Here is a 22858-nt window from a genome sequence, read left to right as displayed (position 1 = left end):
CATTTTTAACGTCGCACAGCGACGGTCAGAAGAAGGGGGCCCTCATGGATGGCCGGGCATAAAAAAATCCCAGCATTTCTGCTGGGATTTTCTCAACACCCTCAACCTTGATCGTGGCCTCGGTTGAGTGAGCCGGTTCTTAGCTGAACTGGTTCATGGTGTTGTCTTTGCCGCCGGCTTTCAGGGCCGCTTCACCAGCGAAGTACTCTTTGTGAGCGTCGCCGATGTCGGAACCGGACATGTTCTGGTGCTTAACGCAGGCGATACCTTGACGGATTTCCTGACGCTGAACGCCTTTCACGTAGGCCAGCATGCCTTGCTCTGCGAAGTAACCTTTGGCCAGGTTGTCGGTGGACAGCGCGGCGGTGTGGTAGGTCGGCAGAGTGATCAGGTGGTGGAAGATGCCGGCGTTGGCCGAACCATCGCGCTGGAAGGTACGGATCTTCTCGTCAGCAACCTGAGCCAGTTCGGTTTCGTCGTACTCGACGCTCATCAGCTTGGCGCGGTCGTAAGCGGAAACATCCTTGCCTTCGGCTACGAATGCATCGTAAGCCTGCTGACGGAAGTTCAGGGTCCAGTTGAACGATGGGCTGTTGTTGTAAACCAGCTTGGCGTTTGGGATGACCTTGCGGATTTCATCAACCATGCCTTTGATCTGACCGACGTGTGGCTTCTCGGTTTCGATCCACAGCATGTCGGCGCCGTTCTGCAGCGAGGTGATGCTGTCCAGTACGCAGCGCGCTTCACCGGTGCCAGCACGGAACTGGAACAGGTTGGACGGCAGACGCTTAGGACGCAGCAGCTTGCCTTCGCGGTTCAGAACCACGTCGCCATTCTTCAGGTCGGCAGGGGACACTTCTTCGCAATCCAGGAAGGAGTTGTACTGGTCGCCCAGGTCGCCTGGCTGGTTGGTAACAGCGATCTGCTTGGTCAGGCCAGCACCCAGGGAGTCGGTACGCGCAACGATCACGCCGTTGTCGATGCCCAGCTCGAGGAATGCGTAGCGAACAGCGTTGATCTTGGCCAGGAAGTCGGCGTGAGGAACGGTCACTTTACCGTCCTGGTGGCCGCACTGCTTCTCGTCGGAAACCTGGTTTTCGATCTGGATGCAGCAAGCACCCGCTTCGATCATCTTCTTAGCCAGCAGGTAGGTGGCTTCCGGGTTACCGAAGCCAGCATCGATGTCGGCGATGATTGGTACTACGTGAGTTTCGTAGTTGTCGATCTGCGCCTGGATTTCAGCAGCCTTGGCGTTGTCATCGGCAGCGCGAGCGGCGTCCAGAGCGGTGAACAGCAGGTCCAGCTCACGGGCATCAGCCTGGCGCAGGAAGGTGTACAGTTCTTCGATCAGACCGGAAACCGAGGTTTTCTCGTGCATGGACTGATCCGGCAGCGGACCGAAATCCGAACGCAGAGCAGCAACCATCCAACCCGACAGGTAGAGGTAGCGCTTGTTAGTGGTCTTCAGGTGCTTCTTGATCGAAATCAGCTTCTGCTGACCGATGAAACCATGCCAGCAGCCCAGGGACTGGGTGTAGACGGAGGAGTCAGCATCGTACTCGGCCATGTCTTTGCGCATGATGTCGGCAGTGTACTGAGCAATTTCCAGACCGGTTTTGAAGCGGTTCTGGGCGCGCATGCGGGCCACGGACTCAGGGTCGATAGCGCTCCAGCTGCTGCCTGCAGCGGCTTTAAGGGCGGCAACGGCTTTGATGTCGTTTTGATAAGCTGACATGGTCAATCCTTCAAAGTATGTGTTTGGTTGAGCACCGACTTCCCCACTGAACACCTGTGTTGCTGGAGGTTGTTGTAGCCAACTGCAGAACGCCGAGACATCGACTTGAGACGGAATTGATCCGGGAGGAGGGTGACGAGCTAAACAGTTCGCGGGCTTCAGTTGCTGCAAATGACTGGGTCATTTGGCGTTCAGCGGATCAAAGATACCGTTGGACGACTCAACGTGCTGTGCTCGATGCGTGCTGTTGCTAAACGCTTCCCCGTCCCTCAGGACAACTTCGTTCCAGTCGCAATCTCATCGAACGGCCTTGTGGGCTTTACAACGCAAATCGGCTCTGACGGTAAGTTGGAGCGCGATCCGGAGGGCCTTTCAGCACCTCTGATTAGCGGGAGCGGGGCCATCATGCCTCTGCCAAAAGTGTTCGTCAATTATTTTGTAGTGCTTTTCGTATGACTACTACATAAATCCGAAAGCGACCGGCAAGTCAGCTTTTACGGCTCTACCCGGCGGGTTGCGGGGCTGGCCAATGGTTGCGAGGTATTTGCTTGGCGGCGGTGGTAAAGACCAGCCGACGAGTGGTTATCGACGCTGGGCCTTGGCGGCCCAGTGTGACGGATGGGCGGCAGTGGCTAGTTCACTACCTCAACTTTGACGCGCATGCTCATGTCTTCACGGCCCTGGGTCGAGCGGTGCTGCAAGAAGTCGCCTTGCTCGCCCTGGCTCTGCTCGCTGACACCGCCGATGCTGATCCACTCGCCTAAGCGTCCACTGACCCGTGTATCGGTGCTTTGTACATCGATAGCGCCGGGCTGCGACTGGCTGAGGCGGTCACGGTTGCTGCTGATATTGATATGCACCCGTTCACCGCTAAGGCTGGCGGTGACGTAGAAGCCGCGGGTGACATTGCGATACTGGGTATTGCTGTAGGGCTGGCCATAGGCATCACGCCCGCGCGTAGTCAGCGGCACGCTCTGGCCGACCTGAATCAGCGCCGGGTAGCCCTCGGTGGCCTGTACCTGCTGGGTGCCGCCGCTGCGGCTATCGGTGCTGCGGCGGATGATGCGTATTTGGTCGCGACCATTGATTTCGCCCTGGCCGATCTGCACTTCGGCATCGCCCGCGCTGATCGTGCCATCGGCGCGGTAGCCGCGATCCGACTGAAATCCCGACTCATTGGTGTCGACGCTGATCAGCAGGCGGCGCGGTTCGGTATCGAGTTGCTGCAGCAGGGCGCGCACCTCGGCAATCTTCGCCGGTTCGGCATTGACGATCAGCTGATTGCCATAGGCGTTGACCTTGCCCTCGTGACCGAGCACCGATTGCACCACGCTGAGTACCTCATCAGCCGTGCGGAAATTCAGCGGAATCACTTCGGTAGCGGCGCTGAGCGACAGACTACAACTCAACAGCGCGGCGGCGAGCAGGGCACGAACCTTCATAGCAGAAAACTCCGTAAATCAGCGTCGGTGATGCTGGTGTCCCAGGCTTGATCAAACTGTGCGCGGCGCTGGCGATTGCGGCCTGGATCCTGGTAAAGGGCATAGCCGCTGGCCTGGCCAATTTCCGGCAGGAACAGCAAGCCGCGGTCATCGGCCAGAAGAAACGCCAGCTCCTCACTAGGGTAGTCCGGGTGTAGCTTGCGGATCTGCAGGTTGGAGGACAGCCGGCGCGAAAGGCTGAGCAGGCGGTGGCCTTCTTTAACCGCACGGCTGGGGTCGCGCAGCAGAATGCGCAGTTGGTTACGTGGGCTGGCCAGCAGAAAACGCGTACAGGCATCTTGCACGCTGCTGTGGTGGTAGAGCCAGGGTTCCAGGTCGTGACTGTAGATGCACAGGCTGCGTTGCGCTTGTTGCAACAGCGCGAGGGCATGAGCACGGGCCTGTTCAGGCTGGCTGAAACGTTCCAGTGTTGCATGTGCGCCGAGGGTAAACGGCGCCGGCTCCACCTGCGGGCTATCTGGGCCGGGGTTGCCCGGATTGTGCACAGCAAAACGCCCCGGCGATTGAAACTCGATGGCGGGAAGCTCTGTAGGCTCCAGCGGCTCGGTTGCATCACTCGGGGCGTTTTCGTCATTCATCTTGGCCTCTAGGCGCTATGACGCACCATGTCTACGTGGGGGATGCCGGCGTCGAGGTATTCCCCGCTGACGATGGCAAACCCGAGCTTTTCATAGAAGGCCGTGGCATGCACCTGGGCGCTGAGCATTTGTTGCGTCAGGCCGCGTTTTTCCGCTTCCGCGATCACCGCCTGAATCAGCGCTACACCTACGTTCAGGCCGCGCCAGTCCTTGAGTACCGAGACCCGGCCAATATGCCCGTCGGGCAGCAGCCGAGCTGTGCCGATCGGGTAGTCGCCTTCCAGGGCGAGAAAATGCACAGCATCGGCGTCTTCGGCATCCCATTCAAGCTCCGGTGGCACCGCTTGTTCCGCAATAAACACGGTTTCGCGAATGCGCCGCAGATCAGCATTGTCCTTCTGCCAGTCGGCCAGACGAACGTGTACTTCACTCATCAGCAAACTCCAGGCTGCCTTGTTTGACCAGTTCAACCAACAGGTTACGCCCTTCGTCATCGGCGAGCCACGCGCCGAGGTTTTCGATATGCAGGGCATCGGCGGAGCAGACCAGTTTCAGCAGCTCACGCAGGCTGGCCGAAAGCAGGCGGCTCTGGCCACTGGCGAACAGCACCAGGTCTTCGCCAACTTCCGACCAAGCCATGCGCGCGCTGGGGTTGCGGATCAGGATCGCGCCATTTTCCAGGCCGGCGAGGAAGCCTTCTTCGTCGATCTCGATGCCGGCAATCAGCTCCGGATATTTGGGTTCGGTCATGAATTGGCCGAACCAGGTCATCAGCAGACGCTCATCGCTCATGTGTTCGGCGAGCAGAGCCTTGAGGCGATCCAGGGCGTCGCGCTGAATCTGCGTCGGGTCGCTGGTCGGCTGCGCGTCGGCGTCGCTGTAGCGCTCTTCGTCAGGCAGGAACTGGCCGAGAAAGTCGGTGAAATGGGTCAGGACTTCAGCGGCGCTTGGCGCCCGGAAGCCTACGGAATACGTCATACAGTCATCCTCAGCGGTACCACAGTGGGCCAGAAGCGGCGGCAGATAGAGCATGTCGCCGGGTTCCAGAACCCATTCTTCAGTTTTAACGAATTCGGCGAGGATCTTCAGATCCGCGTGTTGCAGCGTCGGGCTATCGGTATTGCACTGCTGGCCAACTTGCCAGCGGCGTTTGCCGTAACCCTGCAGGAGGAACACATCGTAGTTGTCGTAATGCGGGCCCACGCCGCCGCCCGGTACGGCGAAGCTGACCATCACGTCATCGATGCGCCACTTGGGCAGAAACTTGAACTCTTCCAGCAGCTCGGCCACTTCCGGAACAAACTGGTCGACCGCCTGCACCAGCAGGGTCCAGTCGCGCTCGGGTAGATCGGCAAAGGCGTCTTCGGCGAACGGGCCGCGGCGCAGTTCCCAGGGATGTGCGCCATGTTCGATGACCAGGCGCGATTCGATTTCTTCTTCCAGCGCCAGACCAGCCAGCTCGTCGGGCGAAATCGGACTCTCGAAGCCAGGGATGGCCTGGCGTACCAGCAAGGGTTTCTTCTGCCAGTAATCACGCATGAACTCACGAGCTGTCAGGCCACCCAAAAGTTGCAGCGGAGTATCAGGATTCATCGCTAAGCCCTTGAAGTCAGTAAATACCCATAAATAAAAACGCCCGGCGCAGCCGGGCGTCTGGGAGGCTGTTGCCGCTTAGATGCGCTTGGCCTGGGCGACCGCGTTGCCGATGTAACTGGCTGGGGTCAGGAGTTTCAGCTCGGCTTTGGCTTCTGCTGGCATGTCCAGGCCGTCGATAAAGCTCAGTAGCGCTTCGGGGCTGATGCCCTTGCCGCGAGTCAGCTCCTTGAGCTTCTCGTAGGGGTTTTCGATGGCGTAGCGGCGCATCACGGTCTGGATCGGCTCTGCGAGTACTTCCCAGCAGGCGTCCAGATCTTCAGCAATACGCCCCGCATTGAGCTCCAACTTGCTGATTCCTTTAAGGCTGGCTTCGTAAGCGATAACGCTGTGAGCGAAGCCGACACCGAGGTTGCGCAGCACGGTGGAGTCGGTCAGGTCGCGCTGCCAGCGTGAAATTGGCAGTTTGCTGGCCAGGTGCTGGAGCAGTGCGTTGGCGATACCCAGGTTGCCTTCGGAGTTCTCGAAGTCGATCGGGTTGACCTTGTGCGGCATGGTCGAGGAACCGATTTCGCCAGCGATGGTGCGCTGCTTGAAATAACCCAGGGAGATATAGCCCCAGATATCGCGATCGAAGTCGATCAGGATGGTGTTGAAGCGGGCAATCGCGTCGAACAGCTCGGCAATGTAGTCGTGCGGCTCGATCTGCGTGGTGTAGGGGTTGAACTGCAGACCCAGGTCACCTTCGATGAACTGCTTGGCGTTGGCTTCCCAGTCTATCTGCGGGTAGGCCGACAGGTGGGCGTTGTAGTTGCCCACGGCGCCATTGATCTTGCCCAGCAGCGGCACGGCAGCAACCTGGGCGATCTGACGCTCCAGGCGGTAGACCACGTTGGCCAGTTCCTTGCCCAGGGTGGTCGGCGACGCCGGTTGACCGTGGGTGCGCGAGAGCATCGGCACGTCGGCGAATCTGATCGCCAACTCGCGGATGGCTTCGGCTGTCTGGCGCATCAGTGGCAGCAGCACGCCGTCGCGGCCTTCACGCAGCATCAGGGCGTGGGACAGGTTATTGATGTCCTCGCTGGTGCAGGCGAAGTGGATAAATTCGCTGACCTTGTCCAGCTCAGGCAGCTTGGCGGCTTGTTCCTTGAGCAGGTATTCCACGGCTTTGACGTCGTGGTTGGTGGTGCGCTCGATTTCCTTGACGCGCTCGGCGTGCTCAACGGCGAAGTTGTCTGCCAGTTCATTGAGCACCGCGTTGGCTTCGGCTGAGAAGGGTGCGACTTCGGCAACACCTTCATGGGCGGCCAGGCGCTGTAGCCAGCGCACTTCAACCAGTACGCGGAAACGGATCAGGCCGTATTCGCTGAAAATTGGGCGCAGTGCGCTGGTTTTGCCGGCATAGCGGCCATCAACGGGGGAAACCGCGGTGAGCGAGGAAAGCTGCATGGGAGGCGTTCTCGGACAATCGGGCATTGAAAAGGGCGCATATCATACATGAAATCGGCAGCTGGATCGCGATTGGCTGCGACCGTTCAGCCGTGCTTGCTTCGAACTATCGACAGCAGGCTGGCGCTGAAAATCAGCGCCGCACCGATCAGCGAGGTCAGGTCAGGGGTTTCACCCCAGCGCAGCCAGGCAATCAGCCCGGCAAACACAATCGCCAGGTAGGCGAAGGGGCCGATCAGCCCAGGTGGTGCCAGGCTATAGGCTTTGGACATGATGATCTGGCTGGCGGTGGCCAGCAGGCCGATCACCAGCAGCAAGCCCAGTTCGTACTGAGTCATCGGTTGCCAGGCCCAGGTCAATGGGATGGCCGAGATCAGGGCGCTGAACAAGGAGAAATAGAACACGATGCGAAAAGCCGGCTCGGTGTCGCTCATCTCGCGGATCGAGACAAAGGCGAATGCAGCCAGCACGCTGGCTGCGAGGCCGATCAGGGCCTGACTGTCGAGCAGCGCCTCGCTGGGCTTGGCCACCAACAGCACACCGACCAGGCCGATGGCGGTAGTGAGCAGCATGCGCCTGGTCAGCGGCTCCTTCAGCCACCACCAGGCGATCAGCGGGGTGAGCACTGGCGCCGAATAGGTGAACAGCATGGCGTCAGCCAGCGGCAGGTGGGCAATGGCGTAGAAGAAGCAGTACATCGCCGCCAGGCCATAGGTGGTGCGCCACAGGTGAGACTTCAAGCGGTTGGTCTTGAGTGGCCCAACTCCCTTGAGCAAAACCAGAGGCATAAAGAACAGCACACCGACCAGGTTGCGAAAGAACACCACCGACTCGTTGTTAACGCTGACCGATACTTCGCGGATGCCCACGCCCATCAGGGAAAACAGCAAGGCGGAAAGCGCCAGCAAGGCAGCGCCCTGCAGTGGCTTGACCGCGCGCGTGGTCATGGGCTTCAGGACCGCAGCAGCGGGTAGAGTTCCTTGAGCAGCTTGCTGCGGCTGAACACCATCTGCCAGCGATGGCCGCCCAGCTGGCGCCACAGGCGCGCCGAACGAATGCCGGCGAGCAGCAATGCACGGATCTTCGCAGCGTTGTTGGTTTGTTGCAGATGGCGCATATCGCCTTGCACCTGAATGCGCTGGCGGAAGGTGCTGATGGTGTCCTGATACAGGCTGGCGCAGTTGGATATTACGTTTTCATGGGTGGGGCCGAAGTGCTCAACCTGCTGTTGCACCTGATCAAGGCGGCTGCCCATGACTTGCAGCATGTCGCCGCGCTTATCCAACTGACGCTCCAGTGCGAGCAGGGCCAGGGCATAACGCAGCGGATCACGCTGCAAGCTGGCTGGGTCGCGCTCCAGGGCGCTGACCAGCGCACGGTAGCCGTCACGCAGATTGAGGTCGTCACCACCGTAAACGTCCAGCGTGTCCTTCGGATCGCGCACCAGCAGACTGTTGATCATGCAGGCTACGGCCGGCTCGCCGATCTGGCCGGTACGCGCCAGCTTGTCGACCAGCACTGCCGATTCGAATACCGCGCCGAGGGCGATCAGTTGTTCTCGAATTGGATTCACGCCTGCTGCTCCCGCGCGGCCCAGGGCTCGGCGGTTTCAATCACACCGCCGCCCAGGCAGATGTCACCGTCGTAGAACACCACGGACTGGCCCGGGGTCACGGCGCGCTGCGGCTCGTTGAATACAGCGCGATAGCCGCTGGCGGTTTTCTCCAGCGTGCAGGTTTGATCGCTCTGGCGGTAACGTACCTTGGCGGTCAACTCGCGCGGCGCGCTCAGGTCAATCGGGTTGACCCAGTAAATCTCCGAGGCGAGCAGGGCGCGACTGAACAGCCAGGGGTGTTCATTACCCTGACCAACCACCAGCACATTGCGGCTCAGATCCTTGTGCAGGACGTACCAAGGCTCGTCACTGGCGTCTTTCAAGCCGCCGATGCCCAACCCCTGGCGCTGACCAATGGTGTGATACATCAGGCCGTGATGGCGGCCGATGATTTCGCCTTCAGTGGTTTCGATATTGCCGGGCTGAGCTGGCAGGTACTGCTTGAGGAAATCGCTGAAACGCCGCTCGCCGATAAAGCAGATGCCGGTGGAGTCCTTCTTCTTCGCCGTGGCCAGCTGGTACTTCTCGGCAATCGCGCGTACCGCTGGTTTTTCCAGCTCGCCCACGGGGAACAGGGTCTTGGCGATCTGCTCGCCGCCTACCGCATGCAAGAAATAGCTCTGATCCTTGTTCGGATCGAGGCCCTTGAGCAGCTCGGTGCGCCCGTCGATATCCCGGCGGCGCACGTAGTGACCAGTGGCAATCAGGTCAGCACCGAGCATCAGCGCGTAGTCGAGGAAGGCTTTGAACTTGATCTCGCGGTTGCACAGGATGTCCGGGTTCGGCGTGCGCCCGGCCTTGTATTCGGCGAGGAAGTGCTCGAACACGTTGTCCCAGTATTCGGCGGCAAAATTGGCGGTGTGCAGCTTGATGCCGATCTTGTCGCACACGGCCTGGGCATCGGCCAGATCGTCCATGGCAGTGCAATATTCGGTGCCGTCGTCCTCGTCCCAGTTCTTCATAAACAGGCCTTCGACCTGATACCCCTGCTCAAGCAGGAGCAGGGCGGAAACGGAGGAGTCGACGCCGCCGGACATGCCGACGATTAAGCGCTGAGTAGTTGGATCTGACATGGGGATACTGGGCACGGGCTTAAAAAGAGAGCGATTCTAGCAGGCGCGGAGGTGTGGCCGTTAATCGCGGATCAGGCTCAGGGGAAAACACTGGCCGTTCAGGTAGTCATCAATGCAGCGCAATACCAATTCGCTGCGCCAACGTTCGGGTTGAGCTGCCAGCTCGTCGCGGCTCAGCCAACGTGGGCCGATGATGCCGTCATCCAACGGGTGATTGGGCCGCTGCTGCAAGGGTTTGGCGGCAAAACACACGCGCTGGTAGGTGATCCCGTTACTGGGGGCGGTGTACAGGTAAATGCCGGTAACGCCAGTCAGCTCGATATCCCAGCCAGTTTCTTCGAGGGTTTCGCGCAGTGCGGCCTGCAGCAGGCTTTCGTTGGCTTCCAGGTGGCCAGCAGGCTGGTTGAACACGGCGCGGCCTTCGGCCATTTCTTCGACCAACAGAAAACGGCCCTGGTCTTCGATGACCGTGGCCACGGTGATGTGCGGCTGCCACTGCATGAAAATGCTACCTGTTATGAGAAAGGGCGATCTTACCCTGATTCTCTTTGCTCTGAATGCACAAACCCCGGCACGGGGCCGGGGCTTGTGGTGGTGCTGTGCCCGAGGGCACAGGGCGCTACGTTTTAGTTCAGCGCAGCGAGTGCAGCATTGAAAGTCTCGCTCGGGCGCATGACCTGGCTGGTCAGTTGCGGGTTGGAGCGGTAGTAGCCGCCGATGTCCACGGGCTTGCCCTGAACGGCGCTGAGTTCGGCAACGATGGTTGCTTCATTCTCAGTCAGCGTTTTGGCCAGTGGCGCGAACTGCGCTTTCAGTTCGGCATCATCGTCCTGTGCGGCCAATTCCTGAGCCCAGTAGAGCGCCAGGTAGAAGTGGCTACCACGGTTGTCCAGCTCGCCGGTTTTGCGCGATGGCGACTTGTTGTTGTCGAGCAACTTACCGGTGGCCGCATCGAGGGTTTTGCCCAGCAGTTTGGCTTTCGGGTTGTTGGTCTTGATCCCGGTTTCTTCCAGGGAAACCGCCAGGGCCAGGAACTCGCCGAGCGAATCCCAACGCAGGTGGTTTTCTTCAATCAGCTGCTGCACGTGCTTGGGTGCCGAGCCGCCGGCGCCGGTTTCGTACATGCCGCCACCGGCCATCAGTGGGACGATGGAGAGCATCTTGGCCGAGGTGCCCAGCTCCATGATCGGGAACAGGTCGGTCAGGTAGTCGCGCAGTACGTTGCCGGTCACCGAAATGGTGTCCTGACCACGAATCAGGCGCTCCATGCTCACACGAATGGCCTGGTTGTAGTCCATTACACGGATGTCCAGACCGGTCAGATCGTGTTCCTGCAGGTAGGCTTCAACCTTCTTCTGCAGTTCGCGGTCGTGGGCGCGCTCTGGATCGAGCCAGAAAATTGCCGGGGTATTGGACTGGCGAGCACGGGTTACGGCCAGCTTGACCCAATCACGGATCGGCGCATCTTTGGTCTGGCAAGCACGCCAGATATCACCGGCTTCGACTTCATGCTGCATCAGCACGGTGCCATCGGCCAACACCACGCGCATGGTGCCATCTGCATTCATTTCGAAGGTCTTGTCGTGGGAGCCGTACTCTTCGGCCTTCTGTGCCATCAGGCCAACGTTCGGCACGCTGCCCATGGTGGTGGGGTTGAACGCACCGTTGGTTTTGCAGAAATTGATCATTTCCTGATAGATGCGGGCGTAGGTGCTTTCTGGCATCACCGCTTTGGTGTCCTTGAGCTTGCCGTCCTTGCCCCACATTTGCCCGGAGCTGCGAATCATCGCTGGCATCGAGGCGTCGACGATTACGTCGCTTGGGATGTGCAGGTTGGTGATGCCCTTGACCGAGTCAACCATGGCCATTTCCGGGCGGTGGCTGTAGCAGGCGTGGATGTCATCGAGAATTTCTTCCTGCTGCGACGCTGGCAGGGATTTGATCTTGTCGTAAACGCTACTGATGCCGTTGTTCGGGTTGACGCCCAGTTCTTCGAACAGCTTGCCGTATTTGTCGAACACATCCTTGTAGTAGACGCTGACAGCGTGGCCGAACACGATCGGATGGGAGACCTTCATCATGGTCGCCTTGACGTGCAGGGACCACATCACGCCGTTTTCCTTGCAGTCCTGCAGGGTGCGCTCGAAGAAATCGCGCAGCTTGCGGCAGCTCATAAACATGCTGTCGAAGACCTCGCCTTCCTGCAGGGCGAGCTGTTTCTTGACTTCGACCTTGCCATCCTTGCCGATGAACTCGATACGCACGTCACCAGCTTTGGCCATGGTGATCGACTGCTCGCTGGAGAAGAAATCGCCGCCGCGCATGTAATCGGCGTGGGACTGTGAAGTCATGCTCCACTTACCCATGGAGTGCGGATGCTTACGTACGAAGGCTTTTACTGCGGCAGGCGCGCGGCGGTCGGAGTTGCCCTCACGCAATACCGGGTTGACTGCACTACCCAGTACTTTGCTGTAGCGGGCACTGGCGTCTTTTTCGGCGTCAGTTTGCGGGTCTTCCGGGAAATTCGGGATGTTAAAGCCTTGGGCTTGCAGCTCGGCGATTGCGCCTTTGAGCTGCGGCACCGAGGCACTGATGTTTGGCAGTTTGATGATGTTGGCGTCTGGCGAAGTGGCCAGTACGGCCAGCTTGGCGAGGTCGTCGGCGATTTGCTTGTCAGCATCCAACTGGTCGGCAAAGCTTGCAAGGATGCGCCCTGCAAGAGAGATGTCGCGTGTTTCGACGGCAATCTCAGCAGAGGCTGCGAAGGCTTCTACAATAGGCAGAAGCGAATAGGTCGCAAGGGCTGGGGCTTCGTCGGTGAAGGTATAGATGATCTTCGAGGGGGTGGACATTCTGAGTGAACTCTCTTCTTTGCTGAGCGTGCATAGCCACTCGACATGCGCAGGTAAGCGCTGAGGCCCATATGGATGAGCCAAAAGTCGAGGACTTGCCGCGGTGATGTTGGATGCACCAGTAGAGTGTTGAGCGTTTCGAGCCGTTGAAGCGCTGTAGCAGTTCGACGGTTTCAAGAGGCGGACAAGCTGTTTGAACGATCCGCGCCTTATGACCTGTTAGTCATCTGTGAAGTATACCACCGCGCTAACGCGTCGCAGAATGCCTTGGCGCATAAGACCAACGAACATATGGTTTCGCCCGATTCAAGTGGGTTACTCTGGGGCGATCTGACTGTTTTAACCACAAGACGGAGTCCAGCATGGGATACCAAAAGATCCAGGTGCCTGCCACCGGTGACAAAATCACCGTCAATGCCGATACATCCCTGAACGTACCGAACAATCCAATCATCCCTTTTATCGAAGGTGATGGTATCGGTGTCGATATCAGCCCGGTGATGATCAAAGTCGTTGATGCAGCCGTACAGAAAGCCTACGGCGGCGAACGCAAGATCTCCTGGATGGAAGTTTACGCAGGCGAGAAAGCCACTCAGGTTTACGATCAGGATACCTGGCTGCCTCAGGAAACTCTGGATGCGGTCAAAGATTACGTCGTTTCCATCAAGGGCCCACTGACCACTCCAGTCGGTGGCGGCATCCGCTCCCTGAACGTTGCCCTGCGTCAGCAGCTCGACCTGTACGTCTGCCTGCGCCCAGTGCGCTGGTTCGAAGGTGTGCCAAGCCCGGTGAAGAAACCAGGCGATGTCGACATGACCATCTTCCGTGAGAACTCGGAAGACATCTATGCCGGTATTGAGTGGAAAGCAGGCTCGCCTGAAGCAACCAAGGTCATCAAGTTCCTTAAGGAGGAAATGGGTGTCACCAAGATTCGCTTCGACCAGGACTGCGGTATCGGCGTCAAGCCGGTTTCCAAAGAGGGCACCAAGCGCCTGGCACGTAAAGCGTTGCAGTACGTCGTCGATAACGACCGCGGCTCGCTGACCATCGTGCATAAAGGCAACATCATGAAGTTCACCGAAGGTGCCTTCAAAGAGTGGGCCTACGAAATTGCCGCTGAAGAGTTCGGCGCAACCTTGCTCGATGGCGGTCCTTGGATGCAGTTCAAGAATCCGAAAACCGGCAAAAACGTCATTGTTAAAGACGCCATCGCCGATGCCATGCTGCAGCAGATCCTACTGCGCCCGGCCGAGTACGACGTAATCGCCACCCTCAACCTCAACGGTGACTACCTGTCCGACGCCCTGGCTGCAGAAGTCGGCGGTATCGGTATCGCTCCAGGTGCCAACCTGTCTGATACCGTGGCCATGTTCGAAGCCACCCACGGCACTGCACCGAAGTACGCTGGCAAGGATCAGGTGAACCCCGGTTCGCTGATCCTCTCCGCCGAAATGATGCTGCGCCACATGGGCTGGACCGAAGCGGCTGATCTGATCATCAAGGGTACAAATGGCGCCATCGGTGCCAAAACAGTGACCTATGACTTCGAGCGCCTGATGGACGGTGCCAAGTTGCTGTCCTGCTCGGCATTCGGTGATGCACTGATTTCGCACATGTAAGCAAATCAGTTACCAAAAATTGCTCGGAGCAATTTTTAACGTCGCGTAGCGACGGGCCGTAGTGTAGTCGCCATGGATGGCAGACCATAAAGAAAGGCCGGTCATATGACCGGCCTTTTTTGTGGGCGATTAACTGCCCAGGTGACTCTAATCAGACTTCAACCGTTGAGCCCTGGTGTTGCTTGACAGCGGCGGGCGCTTCACTGGCGGCAGTAGCCGCACTGATGTTTACGGCGTGGAGTCCTTTTGGACCTTGAATAATATCGAAGCTTACCGGCTGGCCAGCCTTCAGCGTTTTATAGCCGTCCATCTGGATAGCCGAGTAGTGGGCGAACAGGTCCTCATCTCGACCATCGGCCAGGATGAACCCGTAGCCTTTGGCGTTGTTGAACCACTTGACCTTACCGCTAACCATGCTGATATCCCTCTGCAAAGGACTCCATCACTGGAGTATCATCCACTTCAATTCCACGCTTTGCTTGACGGGAGTCGACAAAGCTGTGAAACCCCTTAATACCCACGCTGGGTATTCATTGTTTGTAACACCGTTTTGCCGATAGTCAAGGCAATGCTGTAACTGGCTGAGAAGCCGTTCAAACTCTGTCTAGCACAGACTATTCGCCCATCAACGAAGCTATTCAGCATGCATGCACGTAGCCAGATTCGACTAACATTCAATCAGGATCGCCCCGCAGAGCATGAGGACGATTCCTTCGGCTTAGCCGTTCAGGAATCCAAGCCTGCCCTGCAAGCGCCTCCTATGTATAAAGTGATTTTGTTTAACGACGACTACACGCCCATGGATTTCGTGGTCGAGATTCTCGAGGTGTTTTTCAACCTGAATCGAGAGATGGCGACCAAAATCATGCTGACCGTCCATACAGAGGGGCGGGCAGTGTGTGGAGTGTTTACCCGCGATATTGCTGAAACCAAAGCGACACAGGTGAATCAATATGCGAGAGAGAGCCAGCATCCGCTACTCTGTGAAATAGAGAAGGACGGTTAACGCCGGCCACTTGGGCATGAGGTGAAGCTATGTTAAATCGAGAGCTCGAAGTCACCCTCAATCTGGCTTTCAAGGAGGCTCGTACCAAGCGTCATGAATTTATGACGGTTGAGCATTTGTTGCTGGCCCTCCTAGATAACGAGGCCGCTGCCAGCGTACTACGCGCGTGCGGGGCCAACCTGGACAAGCTGCGGCATGATCTACAGGAGTTTATCGACTCCACCACACCACTGATCCCTCAGCACGATGAAGAACGCGAGACGCAGCCTACCTTGGGCTTCCAGCGCGTCCTGCAGCGCGCGGTTTTTCACGTGCAGAGTTCCGGCAAGCGTGAAGTGACCGGGGCCAACGTACTGGTGGCAATTTTCAGCGAGCAGGAAAGTCAGGCGGTATTTCTGCTCAAGCAGCAGAGCGTCGCGCGTATCGATGTGGTCAACTTTATTGCCCACGGCATCTCCAAAGTGCCGGGCCATGGCGGCCATTCGGAAACCGAACAGGAAATGCAGGATGACGAGGGCGGCGAGTCCTCTAGCTCAAGCAATCCGCTGGACGCTTATGCCAGCAACCTGAACGAACTAGCTCGTCAGGGCCGCATTGATCCGCTCGTCGGCCGCGAGTCGGAAGTCGAGCGTGTGGCGCAGATTCTTGCGCGTCGGCGTAAGAACAATCCGCTATTGGTAGGTGAAGCAGGTGTTGGTAAAACCGCGATTGCTGAAGGCCTAGCCAAGCGCATTGTCGATAATCAGGTACCTGACCTGCTGGCGGACAGCGTGGTCTACTCCTTGGATCTCGGCGCTTTACTGGCCGGCACCAAGTACCGCGGGGATTTCGAGAAGCGCCTGAAGGCGCTACTGAATGAGCTGCGCAAACGCCCACACGCCATCCTGTTTATTGATGAAATCCACACCATCATTGGCGCGGGTGCTGCCTCTGGCGGGGTAATGGATGCCTCCAACCTGCTCAAGCCCATGCTTTCTTCGGGTGAGATTCGCTGCATCGGCTCGACGACCTTCCAAGAGTTTCGCGGCATCTTCGAGAAAGACCGCGCCCTGGCGCGGCGCTTCCAGAAGGTCGATGTGGTCGAGCCTTCGGTAGAAGACACCATCGGCATTCTGCGTGGCCTGAAAGGCCGCTTCGAGCAGCATCACAGCATCGAATACAGTGATGAAGCACTGCGTGCAGCGGCCGAGCTGGCCTCGCGCTATATCAATGATCGGCATATGCCGGACAAGGCCATTGATGTAATTGATGAGGCCGGTGCCTATCAGCGCTTGCAGCCTCTGGAAAAACGCCTGACCCGTATCGACGTAGCGCAGGTCGAAGACATTGTGGCGAAAATCGCGCGGATTCCGCCTAAGCACGTCAGCAGCTCGGACAAGGAACTGCTGCGCAATCTTGAACGCGATCTCAAGCTCACGGTGTTTGGTCAGGATGCCGCGATTGATTCGCTGTCGACCGCGATCAAACTGTCACGTGCAGGTCTCAAGGCTCCGGACAAACCGGTGGGTTCCTTCCTGTTTGCCGGCCCGACGGGGGTCGGTAAGACCGAAGCCGCTCGCCAGCTGGCCAAGGCGCTAGGGGTCGAGCTGATTCGCTTCGATATGTCCGAGTACATGGAGCGCCATACCGTGTCACGCCTGATTGGTGCGCCGCCTGGCTATGTCGGCTTTGATCAAGGCGGCCTGCTGACGGAGGCGATCACCAAAACGCCGCATTGCGTATTGCTGCTTGATGAGATCGAAAAGGCTCATCCGGAAGTCTTTAACCTACTCCTGCAGGTTATGGATCACGGCACCCTGACCGACAACAATGGACGCAAAGCCGATTTCCGCAATGTGATCGTGATCATGACCACCAACGCCGGTGCTGAAACAGCGGCGCGGGCATCCATTGGCTTCACCCATCAGGACCACTCGTCTGATGCCATGGAAGTGATCAAGAAAAGCTTCACCCCGGAGTTCCGCAATCGTCTGGACACCATCATCCAGTTCGGCCGCTTGAGTCACGAGGTGATCAAAAGCATTGTCGACAAGTTCCTTACCGAACTGCAGGCGCAGCTTGAGGATAAGCGTGTCACGCTGGAAGTCAGCGATGCTGCACGTAGTTGGCTGGCCGAGAGCGGTTATGACGTGCAGATGGGTGCTCGACCGATGGCGCGCCTGATTCAGGACAAGATCAAGCGTCCGCTGGCCGAAGAGATCCTGTTTGGCGAGCTGGCTGAGCACGGCGGTGTGGTGCATATCGATATTGAAGGTGGTGAGTTGACCTTCGATTTCGAAACCACGGCGGAAATGGCCTAGGCGTAGTTTTCTTGCGCGCACAAAAACGCCCGGCATTGCCGGGCGTTTTTACTGGAACTTGATGTAACAGATGCCGGAAAACTGAGTTTTCGCTGGACTGTTAACGGGCGCGATAAGTAATGCGGCCTTTGCTCAAGTCATAAGGCGTAAGTTCAACGCGAACTTTGTCGCCAGTCAGAATGCGGATGTAATTTTTGCGCATCTTTCCGGAGATGTGCGCAGTAACGACGTGCCCATTTTCCAACTCCACACGGAACATGGTGTTGGGCAGGGTGTCGACGACAGTGCCTTCCATTTCGAAGCTGTCTTCTTTCGACATGCAGTAAAGCCCTCGGTATCCAATGAATGGCCCGGTGCAACTGGCGCCAGGCAAAAGCGGCGTGCATTGTGCCCGAAATTTGGGGTTTGCGCCAAGGGCTTCAGTTAAGACTGACCCAGCGCTGATTGACGAACAGCTCTATTGGCCTGTACTGGGTCTTGTAATTCATCTTGCGGCAGTTCTTGATCCAGTAGCCTAGATAGACCGCATGCAGCCCCAGTCGCGCCGCTTCGGCAATTTGCCAAAGGATTGCAAAGCGCCCGAGGCTGCGCCGTTCCTCGTTCGGCTCATAAAAGGTGTAAACCGCTGACAGCCCATTGGGCAGTACATCGGTCACCGCAATTGCCAGCAGGCGGTTGTTCTGACGAAACTCATAGAAGCGCGAGAAGGCCAGATCACGTACCAGAAAGGTCGAGAACTGCTCACGATTGGGCGGGTACATATCGCCATCGGCATGCCGCTGCTCAATGTAGCGCACGTACAGTGCGTAATATTCTTCGGTAAAAGCCGGGCGTACTAGGCGGACCTGGATGTCCTGATTACGTTTGAAAATGCGCCGTTGCTGGCGATTCGGACTGAACTGTGCGGCTGGGATACGTGCCGGTACGCAAGCGGTGCAACGCTGACAATGCGGGCGATAGAGGTGGTCGCCACTGCGGCGAAAGCCCATTTCTGAAAGCTCAGCGTAAACATCCGCATCCATGGGCTGACTGGGGTCGAGGAACAGGGTTGTGGCCTGCTCGTCGGGCAGATAGCTGCATGGGTGCGGTTGAGTGGCGTAAAACTTCAGGCGGGCCAGCTCAGTCATGATCGACTCTCAGGGTCGGGCTTGAGTCAAGTGTAAGCCAGGCTGGCAAACTCGCCTAGGCGACCCAGTCGGCCTGGCTCGATTGATCAAGATGCTTACTCAGGTAGCCGGCAAACTCGTCGCGGGAAATCGTCTGAGCACCGAAGCTGAGCAGGTGCTCGGTCGGCATCTGGCAATCGATCAACACAAAGCCCCAGCCTTTCAAGTGTTCAACCAGCGTGACAAAGCCCACCTTGGAGGCATTGTCTGCGCGGCTGAACATCGACTCGCCAAAGAACAGTTGCCCCATGGCCAGACCATAGAGCCCTCCAACCAGCTCGTCATCACGCCAGACCTCAACCGAATGAGCGATACCGCGTCTGTGCAGCTCCAAATAGGCATCCTGCATAGGGCTGGTTATCCAGGTTTCAGTCGCATAGCGGCGCGGCGCGGCGCAGGCGCGGATGACATCGGCGAAAGCTTGGTCGAAGGTCACCCGATAACGGCTCTGGCGCAGCACTTTGGCGAGACTGCGCGAGGTGTGCAGCTGGTCAGGCAGCAGTACAGTGCGCGGATCCGGCGACCACCAGAGAATAGGCTGGCCATCCTGAAACCAGGGGAAGCAACCATGACGATAAGCCTGGATCAAGCGTTCTGGACGCAGATCGCCACCTGCCGCTAGCAAACCATTGGGCTCGCGCAGGGCTTTATTGAGGGGTGGGAAATCCAGTGAGTCGCGTTGCAGCCACGTCAGCATGTGCAGGGCCGGGGTTGGACGGAGGAGGGCAGGGCGAACTGAGCGTCCGCCCTGAGTGAATCAATTGTCGTCGAGGAATTTCTCGACATCCAGTGCGGCCATGCAGCCGGCACCGGCGGAGGTAATGGCCTGGCGGTAAACGTGGTCGGCCACGTCGCCTGCAGCAAATACACCTTCAATGCTAGTGGCGGTGGCATTGCCTTCACTACCGCCCTTGATCAGCAGATAGCCGTCACGCATTTCCAGCTGGCCGTGGAATAGTTCGGTATTGGGTTTATGGCCGATGGCGATAAACACGCCGGCTAGCGGCAGATCTTTGCTCACACCGCTCTGCGTATCTTTCAGGCGCGCGCCGGTAACGCCCGTGTTGTCGCCTAGCACTTCTTCCAGCGCGTGGTTCCAGTGCAGCACCACGTTGCCGTTGGCCGCTTTGTCGAACAGCTTGTCCTGAAGAATCTTTTCCGAGCGCAGCTTGTCGCGGCGATGCACCAGGTGCACTTCCTTGGCGATATTCGACAGATACAGCGCCTCTTCGACAGCGGTATTGCCGCCGCCAATCACCGCTACTACCTGGTTGCGATAGAAGAAGCCATCGCAGGTGGCGCACGCCGATACACCCTTGCCGGAAAACGCTTCTTCGGACGGCAGGCCCAGGTACTGCGCCGATGCGCCCGTGGCGATGATCAGTGCGTCACAGGTGTAGGTACCACTGTCGCCTTTCAAAGTGAAAGGGCGCGACTGCAACTCGGCGGTGTGGATGTGGTCGTAGACGATCTCGGTTTCAAAGCGCTCGGCGTGCTTTTGCATACGTTCCATCAGCGCCGGGCCGGTCAGACCTTCAACATCACCAGGCCAGTTGTCCACTTCGGTGGTGGTCGTCAGCTGACCGCCGGGCTGGATACCGGTAATGATCACAGGCTTGAGGTTGGCGCGGGCAGCGTAAACGGCAGCGCTATAACCGGCAGGGCCGGAGCCCAGGATGATCAAGCGTGAATGCTTGACTTCGCTCATAAAAACACCTCATAAGCCTTTGTCACAAAAGAGAATGCATGCTCCAATTGAGCCGCACGGAAGATATTGGCGGATATGCTACACCGAAGCGGGCGAAGAGCGGGAGTCAACTGCCGTAGCTGTTTATGCATACAGCTCGGTCTGGTATCGTGCGGTTAAACCCGTACAATCGCAGCATATTTTGCCGTTAACCAATTATTCGGCGCCTCTGGCGCAGGAACAGATGCGTTTTGAAGAAATCTAGCCCAACCGCACAAGCCCCTATCTGGCGTCAGCAGCTGCCTTATCGACTCAAAGAAGGCGCGCTGATTGGCCTGGGCGCTCTTTGCCTTTATCTATGGATGGCCCTGCTGACCTACGATGCGGCTGATCCGGGCTGGACCCACACCAGCAATGTTGAGCAGGTGCAAAACGCCGCCGGCCGCGCCGGTGCCTGGTTTGCCGACATCCTGTTTATGGCGTTGGGCTATTTCGCTTATCTATTCCCGCTGCTGTTGGCGGTAAAAACCCTGCAAGTGTTCCGCGCCCGCCATCAGCCCTGGCAGTGGAGTGGCTGGCTGTTCTCCTGGCGGCTGATTGGCCTGGTCTTTCTGGTGCTGTCCGGTGCCGCGCTGGCGTATATCCATTTTCAAGCCAGTTCGAGCATGCCGGCCTCCGCAGGTGGCGCGCTGGGCGAAAGCCTGGGGGCGCTGGCGATCAACGCGCTGAATGTGCAGGGCAGCACGTTGCTGCTGATCGCACTATTTCTCTTCGGTTTGACAGTCTTCACCGACCTGTCCTGGTTCAAGGTGATGGACCTGACCGGGAAGATCACCCTCGACCTGATCGAGCTGATCCAGAGCCTGGCCAACCGCTGGTGGAGTGCGCGGGCTGAACGTAAGCAGTTGGTGGCGCAGTTACGTGAAGTTGATGAGCGCGTCAGTGAAGTTTCCGCGCCAATCGTTCTGGATCGCCGTGAGCAGGCCAAGGTCAAAGAACGCCTGATCGAGCGAGAAGAGTCGCTGAACAAACACATGAGCGAGCGGGTGAACCGCCCAGCCCCAGTGATCACGCCGCCGGCCGCCCCGAAAGCGCCTGAGCCGAGCAAGCGCGTGCTCAAAGAGAAACAGGTCAATCTGTTTGAAGACAGCGCCCTAGCCGGCAGCCTGCCGCCGATTTCGATCCTCGATGTGGCAGAGAAGGTTCAGAAGAAATATTCGCCTGAACACCTGGAAGCCATGTCGCGCCTGCTTGAGATCAAACTCAAGGAGTTTGGTGTCGAGGTTATCGTCGAGTCCGTGCATCCTGGTCCGGTAATTACCCGTTTCGAGATCCAGCCGGCGGCAGGGATCAAGGTCAGCCGTATTTCTGGCCTGGCCAAGGATCTTGCGCGCTCGATGGCGATTATCAGCGTACGCGTGGTGGAAGTGATTCCGGGCAAGACCACTGTCGGCATCGAAATCCCCAACGAAGACCGGCAGATCGTGCGCTTCTCCGAAGTGCTGTCGTCGCCTGAGTATGACGAAGCCAAGTCGCCCGTTACCTTGGCCCTGGGCCATGATATTGGCGGCAAACCGGTGATTACCGACCTGGCGAAAATGCCCCACCTGCTGGTGGCCGGTACTACCGGCTCGGGTAAGTCGGTTGGGGTTAACGCAATGATCCTGTCGATTCTGTTCAAGTCCACGCCAGAAGAGGCGCGCTTGATCATGATCGACCCGAAAATGCTTGAGCTGTCGATCTACGAAGGCATCCCGCACCTGCTGTGCCCGGTAGTGACCGACATGAAGGAAGCCGCCAACGCCCTACGCTGGTCGGTAGCCGAAATGGAGCGTCGCTACAAGCTGATGTCGAAGATGGGTGTGCGCAACCTGGCCGGCTTCAACCGCAAGGTCAAGGACGCCGAAGAGGCCGGCGAGCCATTGAGCGATCCGCTGTACAAGCGCGAAAGCATGCACGACGAAGCACCGCTGTTGAAAACTCTGCCGACCATTGTGGTAGTGGTCGACGAGTTCGCCGACATGATGATGATCGTCGGCAAGAAGGTTGAAGAGCTGATTGCGCGTATCGCGCAGAAGGCTCGTGCAGCGGGGATTCACCTGATTCTCGCAACCCAGCGCCCCTCGGTGGATGTAATCACCGGCCTGATCAAGGCCAATATCCCGACTCGCATGGCGTTTCAGGTGTCGAGCAAGATCGATTCGCGCACCATCATCGATCAGGGCGGCGCAGAGCAGCTCCTCGGCCATGGTGACATGCTCTATATGCCGCCCGGCACCAGCCTGCCCATTCGCGTACACGGCGCCTTCGTTTCTGATGATGAAGTGCACCGGGTGGTCGAGGCCTGGAAACAGCGTGGCACGCCTGACTATATCGATGACATTCTCAATGGCGTCGAGGAGTCCGGTAGTGGCTTTGAGGGCGGTAGCGGCGAGGGCAGTGGTGAAGGCAGTGAGTCCGACCCTCTTTATGATGAAGCGGTCAATTTCGTGCTGGAAAGTCGCCGTGCGTCTATTTCTGCCGTTCAGCGCAAGCTGAAGATCGGCTACAACCGTGCTGCGCGGATGATTGAAGCCATGGAAATGGCTGGCGTCGTCACCTCAATGAACACCAATGGCTCTCGCGAGGTCATAGCACCAAGTCCCGTTCGCGATTAACGCCTAGCCCGACCTTATAAGGAGTC

General features: G+C 58.2%; 21 protein-coding genes. 5 read left to right on the top strand and 16 right to left on the bottom strand.

The window, feature by feature from the left end; all coding sequences use genetic code 11:
- Positions 1–139 precede the first annotated feature (139 nt).
- The 11 genes from ACIN8IBEIGE_RS08830 to ACIN8IBEIGE_RS08780 all read right to left on the bottom strand — a co-directional run bounded on the left by ACIN8IBEIGE_RS08830 (position 140) and on the right by ACIN8IBEIGE_RS08780 (position 12397).
- Positions 140–1735, bottom strand: a complete 1596-nt coding sequence (locus ACIN8IBEIGE_RS08830; protein ID WP_160014309.1) for an isocitrate lyase — start codon at positions 1733–1735, stop codon at positions 140–142.
- A 632-nt stretch (positions 1736–2367) separates the two neighbouring features.
- Entirely contained in the window at positions 2368–3177 is an 810-nt protein-coding gene (locus ACIN8IBEIGE_RS08825) for a secretin N-terminal domain-containing protein (RefSeq protein WP_160014308.1), read from the bottom strand.
- Positions 3174–3815 carry a histone acetyltransferase HPA2 gene (locus tag ACIN8IBEIGE_RS08820; protein WP_160014307.1) on the bottom strand — a complete coding sequence of 214 codons (642 nt, stop codon included), beginning with the start codon at positions 3813–3815 and terminating at the stop codon, positions 3174–3176. The genes ACIN8IBEIGE_RS08825 and ACIN8IBEIGE_RS08820 overlap by 4 nt, the downstream gene beginning before the upstream one ends.
- 8 nt (positions 3816–3823) lie before the next feature.
- Positions 3824–4249 carry a GNAT family N-acetyltransferase gene (locus ACIN8IBEIGE_RS08815; RefSeq protein ID WP_090386480.1) on the bottom strand — a complete coding sequence of 142 codons (426 nt, stop codon included), beginning with the start codon at positions 4247–4249 and terminating at the stop codon, positions 3824–3826.
- Positions 4242–5408: a cupin domain-containing protein gene (locus tag ACIN8IBEIGE_RS08810; protein ID WP_160014306.1), complete on the bottom strand. Its 1167-nt coding sequence runs from the start codon at positions 5406–5408 to the stop codon at positions 4242–4244. Before ACIN8IBEIGE_RS08810 ends, ACIN8IBEIGE_RS08815 begins: the two co-directional genes overlap by 8 nt.
- A gap of 78 nt (positions 5409–5486) precedes the next feature.
- Complete coding sequence (gene purB / locus ACIN8IBEIGE_RS08805; protein WP_160014305.1) at positions 5487–6857, bottom strand: adenylosuccinate lyase; 1371 nt, start codon at positions 6855–6857, stop codon at positions 5487–5489.
- Between the two features lie 86 nt (positions 6858–6943).
- Entirely contained in the window at positions 6944–7804 is an 861-nt protein-coding gene (locus tag ACIN8IBEIGE_RS08800) for a DMT family transporter (protein ID WP_256665077.1), read from the bottom strand.
- 5 nt (positions 7805–7809) lie between these two features.
- Positions 7810–8430, bottom strand: a complete 621-nt coding sequence (gene hflD, locus ACIN8IBEIGE_RS08795; RefSeq protein WP_090253665.1) for a high frequency lysogenization protein HflD — start codon at positions 8428–8430, stop codon at positions 7810–7812.
- On the bottom strand, positions 8427–9545 hold the full coding sequence (gene mnmA, locus ACIN8IBEIGE_RS08790; protein WP_160014304.1) for a tRNA 2-thiouridine(34) synthase MnmA: 1119 nt from the start codon (positions 9543–9545) through the stop codon (positions 8427–8429). The genes hflD and mnmA overlap by 4 nt, the downstream gene beginning before the upstream one ends.
- Positions 9546–9605: 60 nt before the next feature.
- Entirely contained in the window at positions 9606–10046 is a 441-nt protein-coding gene (locus ACIN8IBEIGE_RS08785; protein WP_160014303.1) for an NUDIX hydrolase, read from the bottom strand.
- 125 nt (positions 10047–10171) lie between these two features.
- Positions 10172–12397, bottom strand: coding sequence for an NADP-dependent isocitrate dehydrogenase (locus ACIN8IBEIGE_RS08780; protein WP_160014302.1), 2226 nt, complete (start codon positions 12395–12397; stop codon positions 10172–10174).
- Between the two features lie 362 nt (positions 12398–12759).
- On the opposite strand from ACIN8IBEIGE_RS08780, the gene icd reads away from it, so the two are divergent.
- Positions 12760–14016 carry an NADP-dependent isocitrate dehydrogenase gene (gene icd, locus ACIN8IBEIGE_RS08775; protein ID WP_160014301.1) on the top strand — a complete coding sequence of 419 codons (1257 nt, stop codon included), beginning with the start codon at positions 12760–12762 and terminating at the stop codon, positions 14014–14016.
- Between the two features lie 151 nt (positions 14017–14167).
- Here icd and cspD read toward each other — a convergent pair whose 3' ends face one another.
- A complete protein-coding gene (gene cspD / locus ACIN8IBEIGE_RS08770; protein ID WP_090386463.1) occupies positions 14168–14431 on the bottom strand; it encodes a cold shock domain-containing protein CspD in 264 nt (87 codons plus the stop codon).
- Between the two features lie 228 nt (positions 14432–14659).
- Between cspD and clpS the strand changes: the two genes are divergently transcribed.
- Entirely contained in the window at positions 14660–15022 is a 363-nt protein-coding gene (gene clpS, locus ACIN8IBEIGE_RS08765) for an ATP-dependent Clp protease adapter ClpS (RefSeq protein ID WP_090253676.1), read from the top strand.
- 29 nt (positions 15023–15051) lie between these two features.
- Positions 15052–17322, top strand: coding sequence for an ATP-dependent Clp protease ATP-binding subunit ClpA (clpA, locus tag ACIN8IBEIGE_RS08760; RefSeq protein ID WP_160014300.1), 2271 nt, complete (start codon positions 15052–15054; stop codon positions 17320–17322).
- 100 nt (positions 17323–17422) lie between these two features.
- Here clpA and infA read toward each other — a convergent pair whose 3' ends face one another.
- From infA to trxB, 4 genes are all read right to left on the bottom strand, one after another.
- Positions 17423–17641, bottom strand: a complete 219-nt coding sequence (gene infA / locus ACIN8IBEIGE_RS08755; protein WP_002553999.1) for a translation initiation factor IF-1 — start codon at positions 17639–17641, stop codon at positions 17423–17425.
- A 100-nt stretch (positions 17642–17741) separates the two neighbouring features.
- Complete coding sequence (locus ACIN8IBEIGE_RS08750; RefSeq protein WP_160014299.1) at positions 17742–18449, bottom strand: arginyltransferase; 708 nt, start codon at positions 18447–18449, stop codon at positions 17742–17744.
- A gap of 55 nt (positions 18450–18504) precedes the next feature.
- On the bottom strand, positions 18505–19185 hold the full coding sequence (gene aat / locus ACIN8IBEIGE_RS08745) for a leucyl/phenylalanyl-tRNA--protein transferase (protein WP_160014298.1): 681 nt from the start codon (positions 19183–19185) through the stop codon (positions 18505–18507).
- A 60-nt stretch (positions 19186–19245) separates the two neighbouring features.
- Positions 19246–20196, bottom strand: coding sequence for a thioredoxin-disulfide reductase (trxB, locus tag ACIN8IBEIGE_RS08740; protein WP_160014297.1), 951 nt, complete (start codon positions 20194–20196; stop codon positions 19246–19248).
- Here trxB and ACIN8IBEIGE_RS08735 point away from each other — a divergent pair.
- Positions 20165–20440, top strand: a complete 276-nt coding sequence (locus ACIN8IBEIGE_RS08735; protein ID WP_160014296.1) for a hypothetical protein — start codon at positions 20165–20167, stop codon at positions 20438–20440. The genes trxB and ACIN8IBEIGE_RS08735 overlap by 32 nt on opposite strands.
- Positions 20427–22832, top strand: coding sequence for a DNA translocase FtsK (ftsK, locus tag ACIN8IBEIGE_RS08730; protein WP_090386453.1), 2406 nt, complete (start codon positions 20427–20429; stop codon positions 22830–22832). The genes ACIN8IBEIGE_RS08735 and ftsK overlap by 14 nt, the downstream gene beginning before the upstream one ends.
- Positions 22833–22858: the final 26 nt, after the last annotated feature.

The organism is Pseudomonas sp. 8BK (assembly GCF_902506475.1).
Taxonomy (GTDB): domain Bacteria; phylum Pseudomonadota; class Gammaproteobacteria; order Pseudomonadales; family Pseudomonadaceae; genus Aquipseudomonas; species Aquipseudomonas anguilliseptica.
This window is presented reverse-complemented; position numbering and strand designations above follow the sequence as displayed.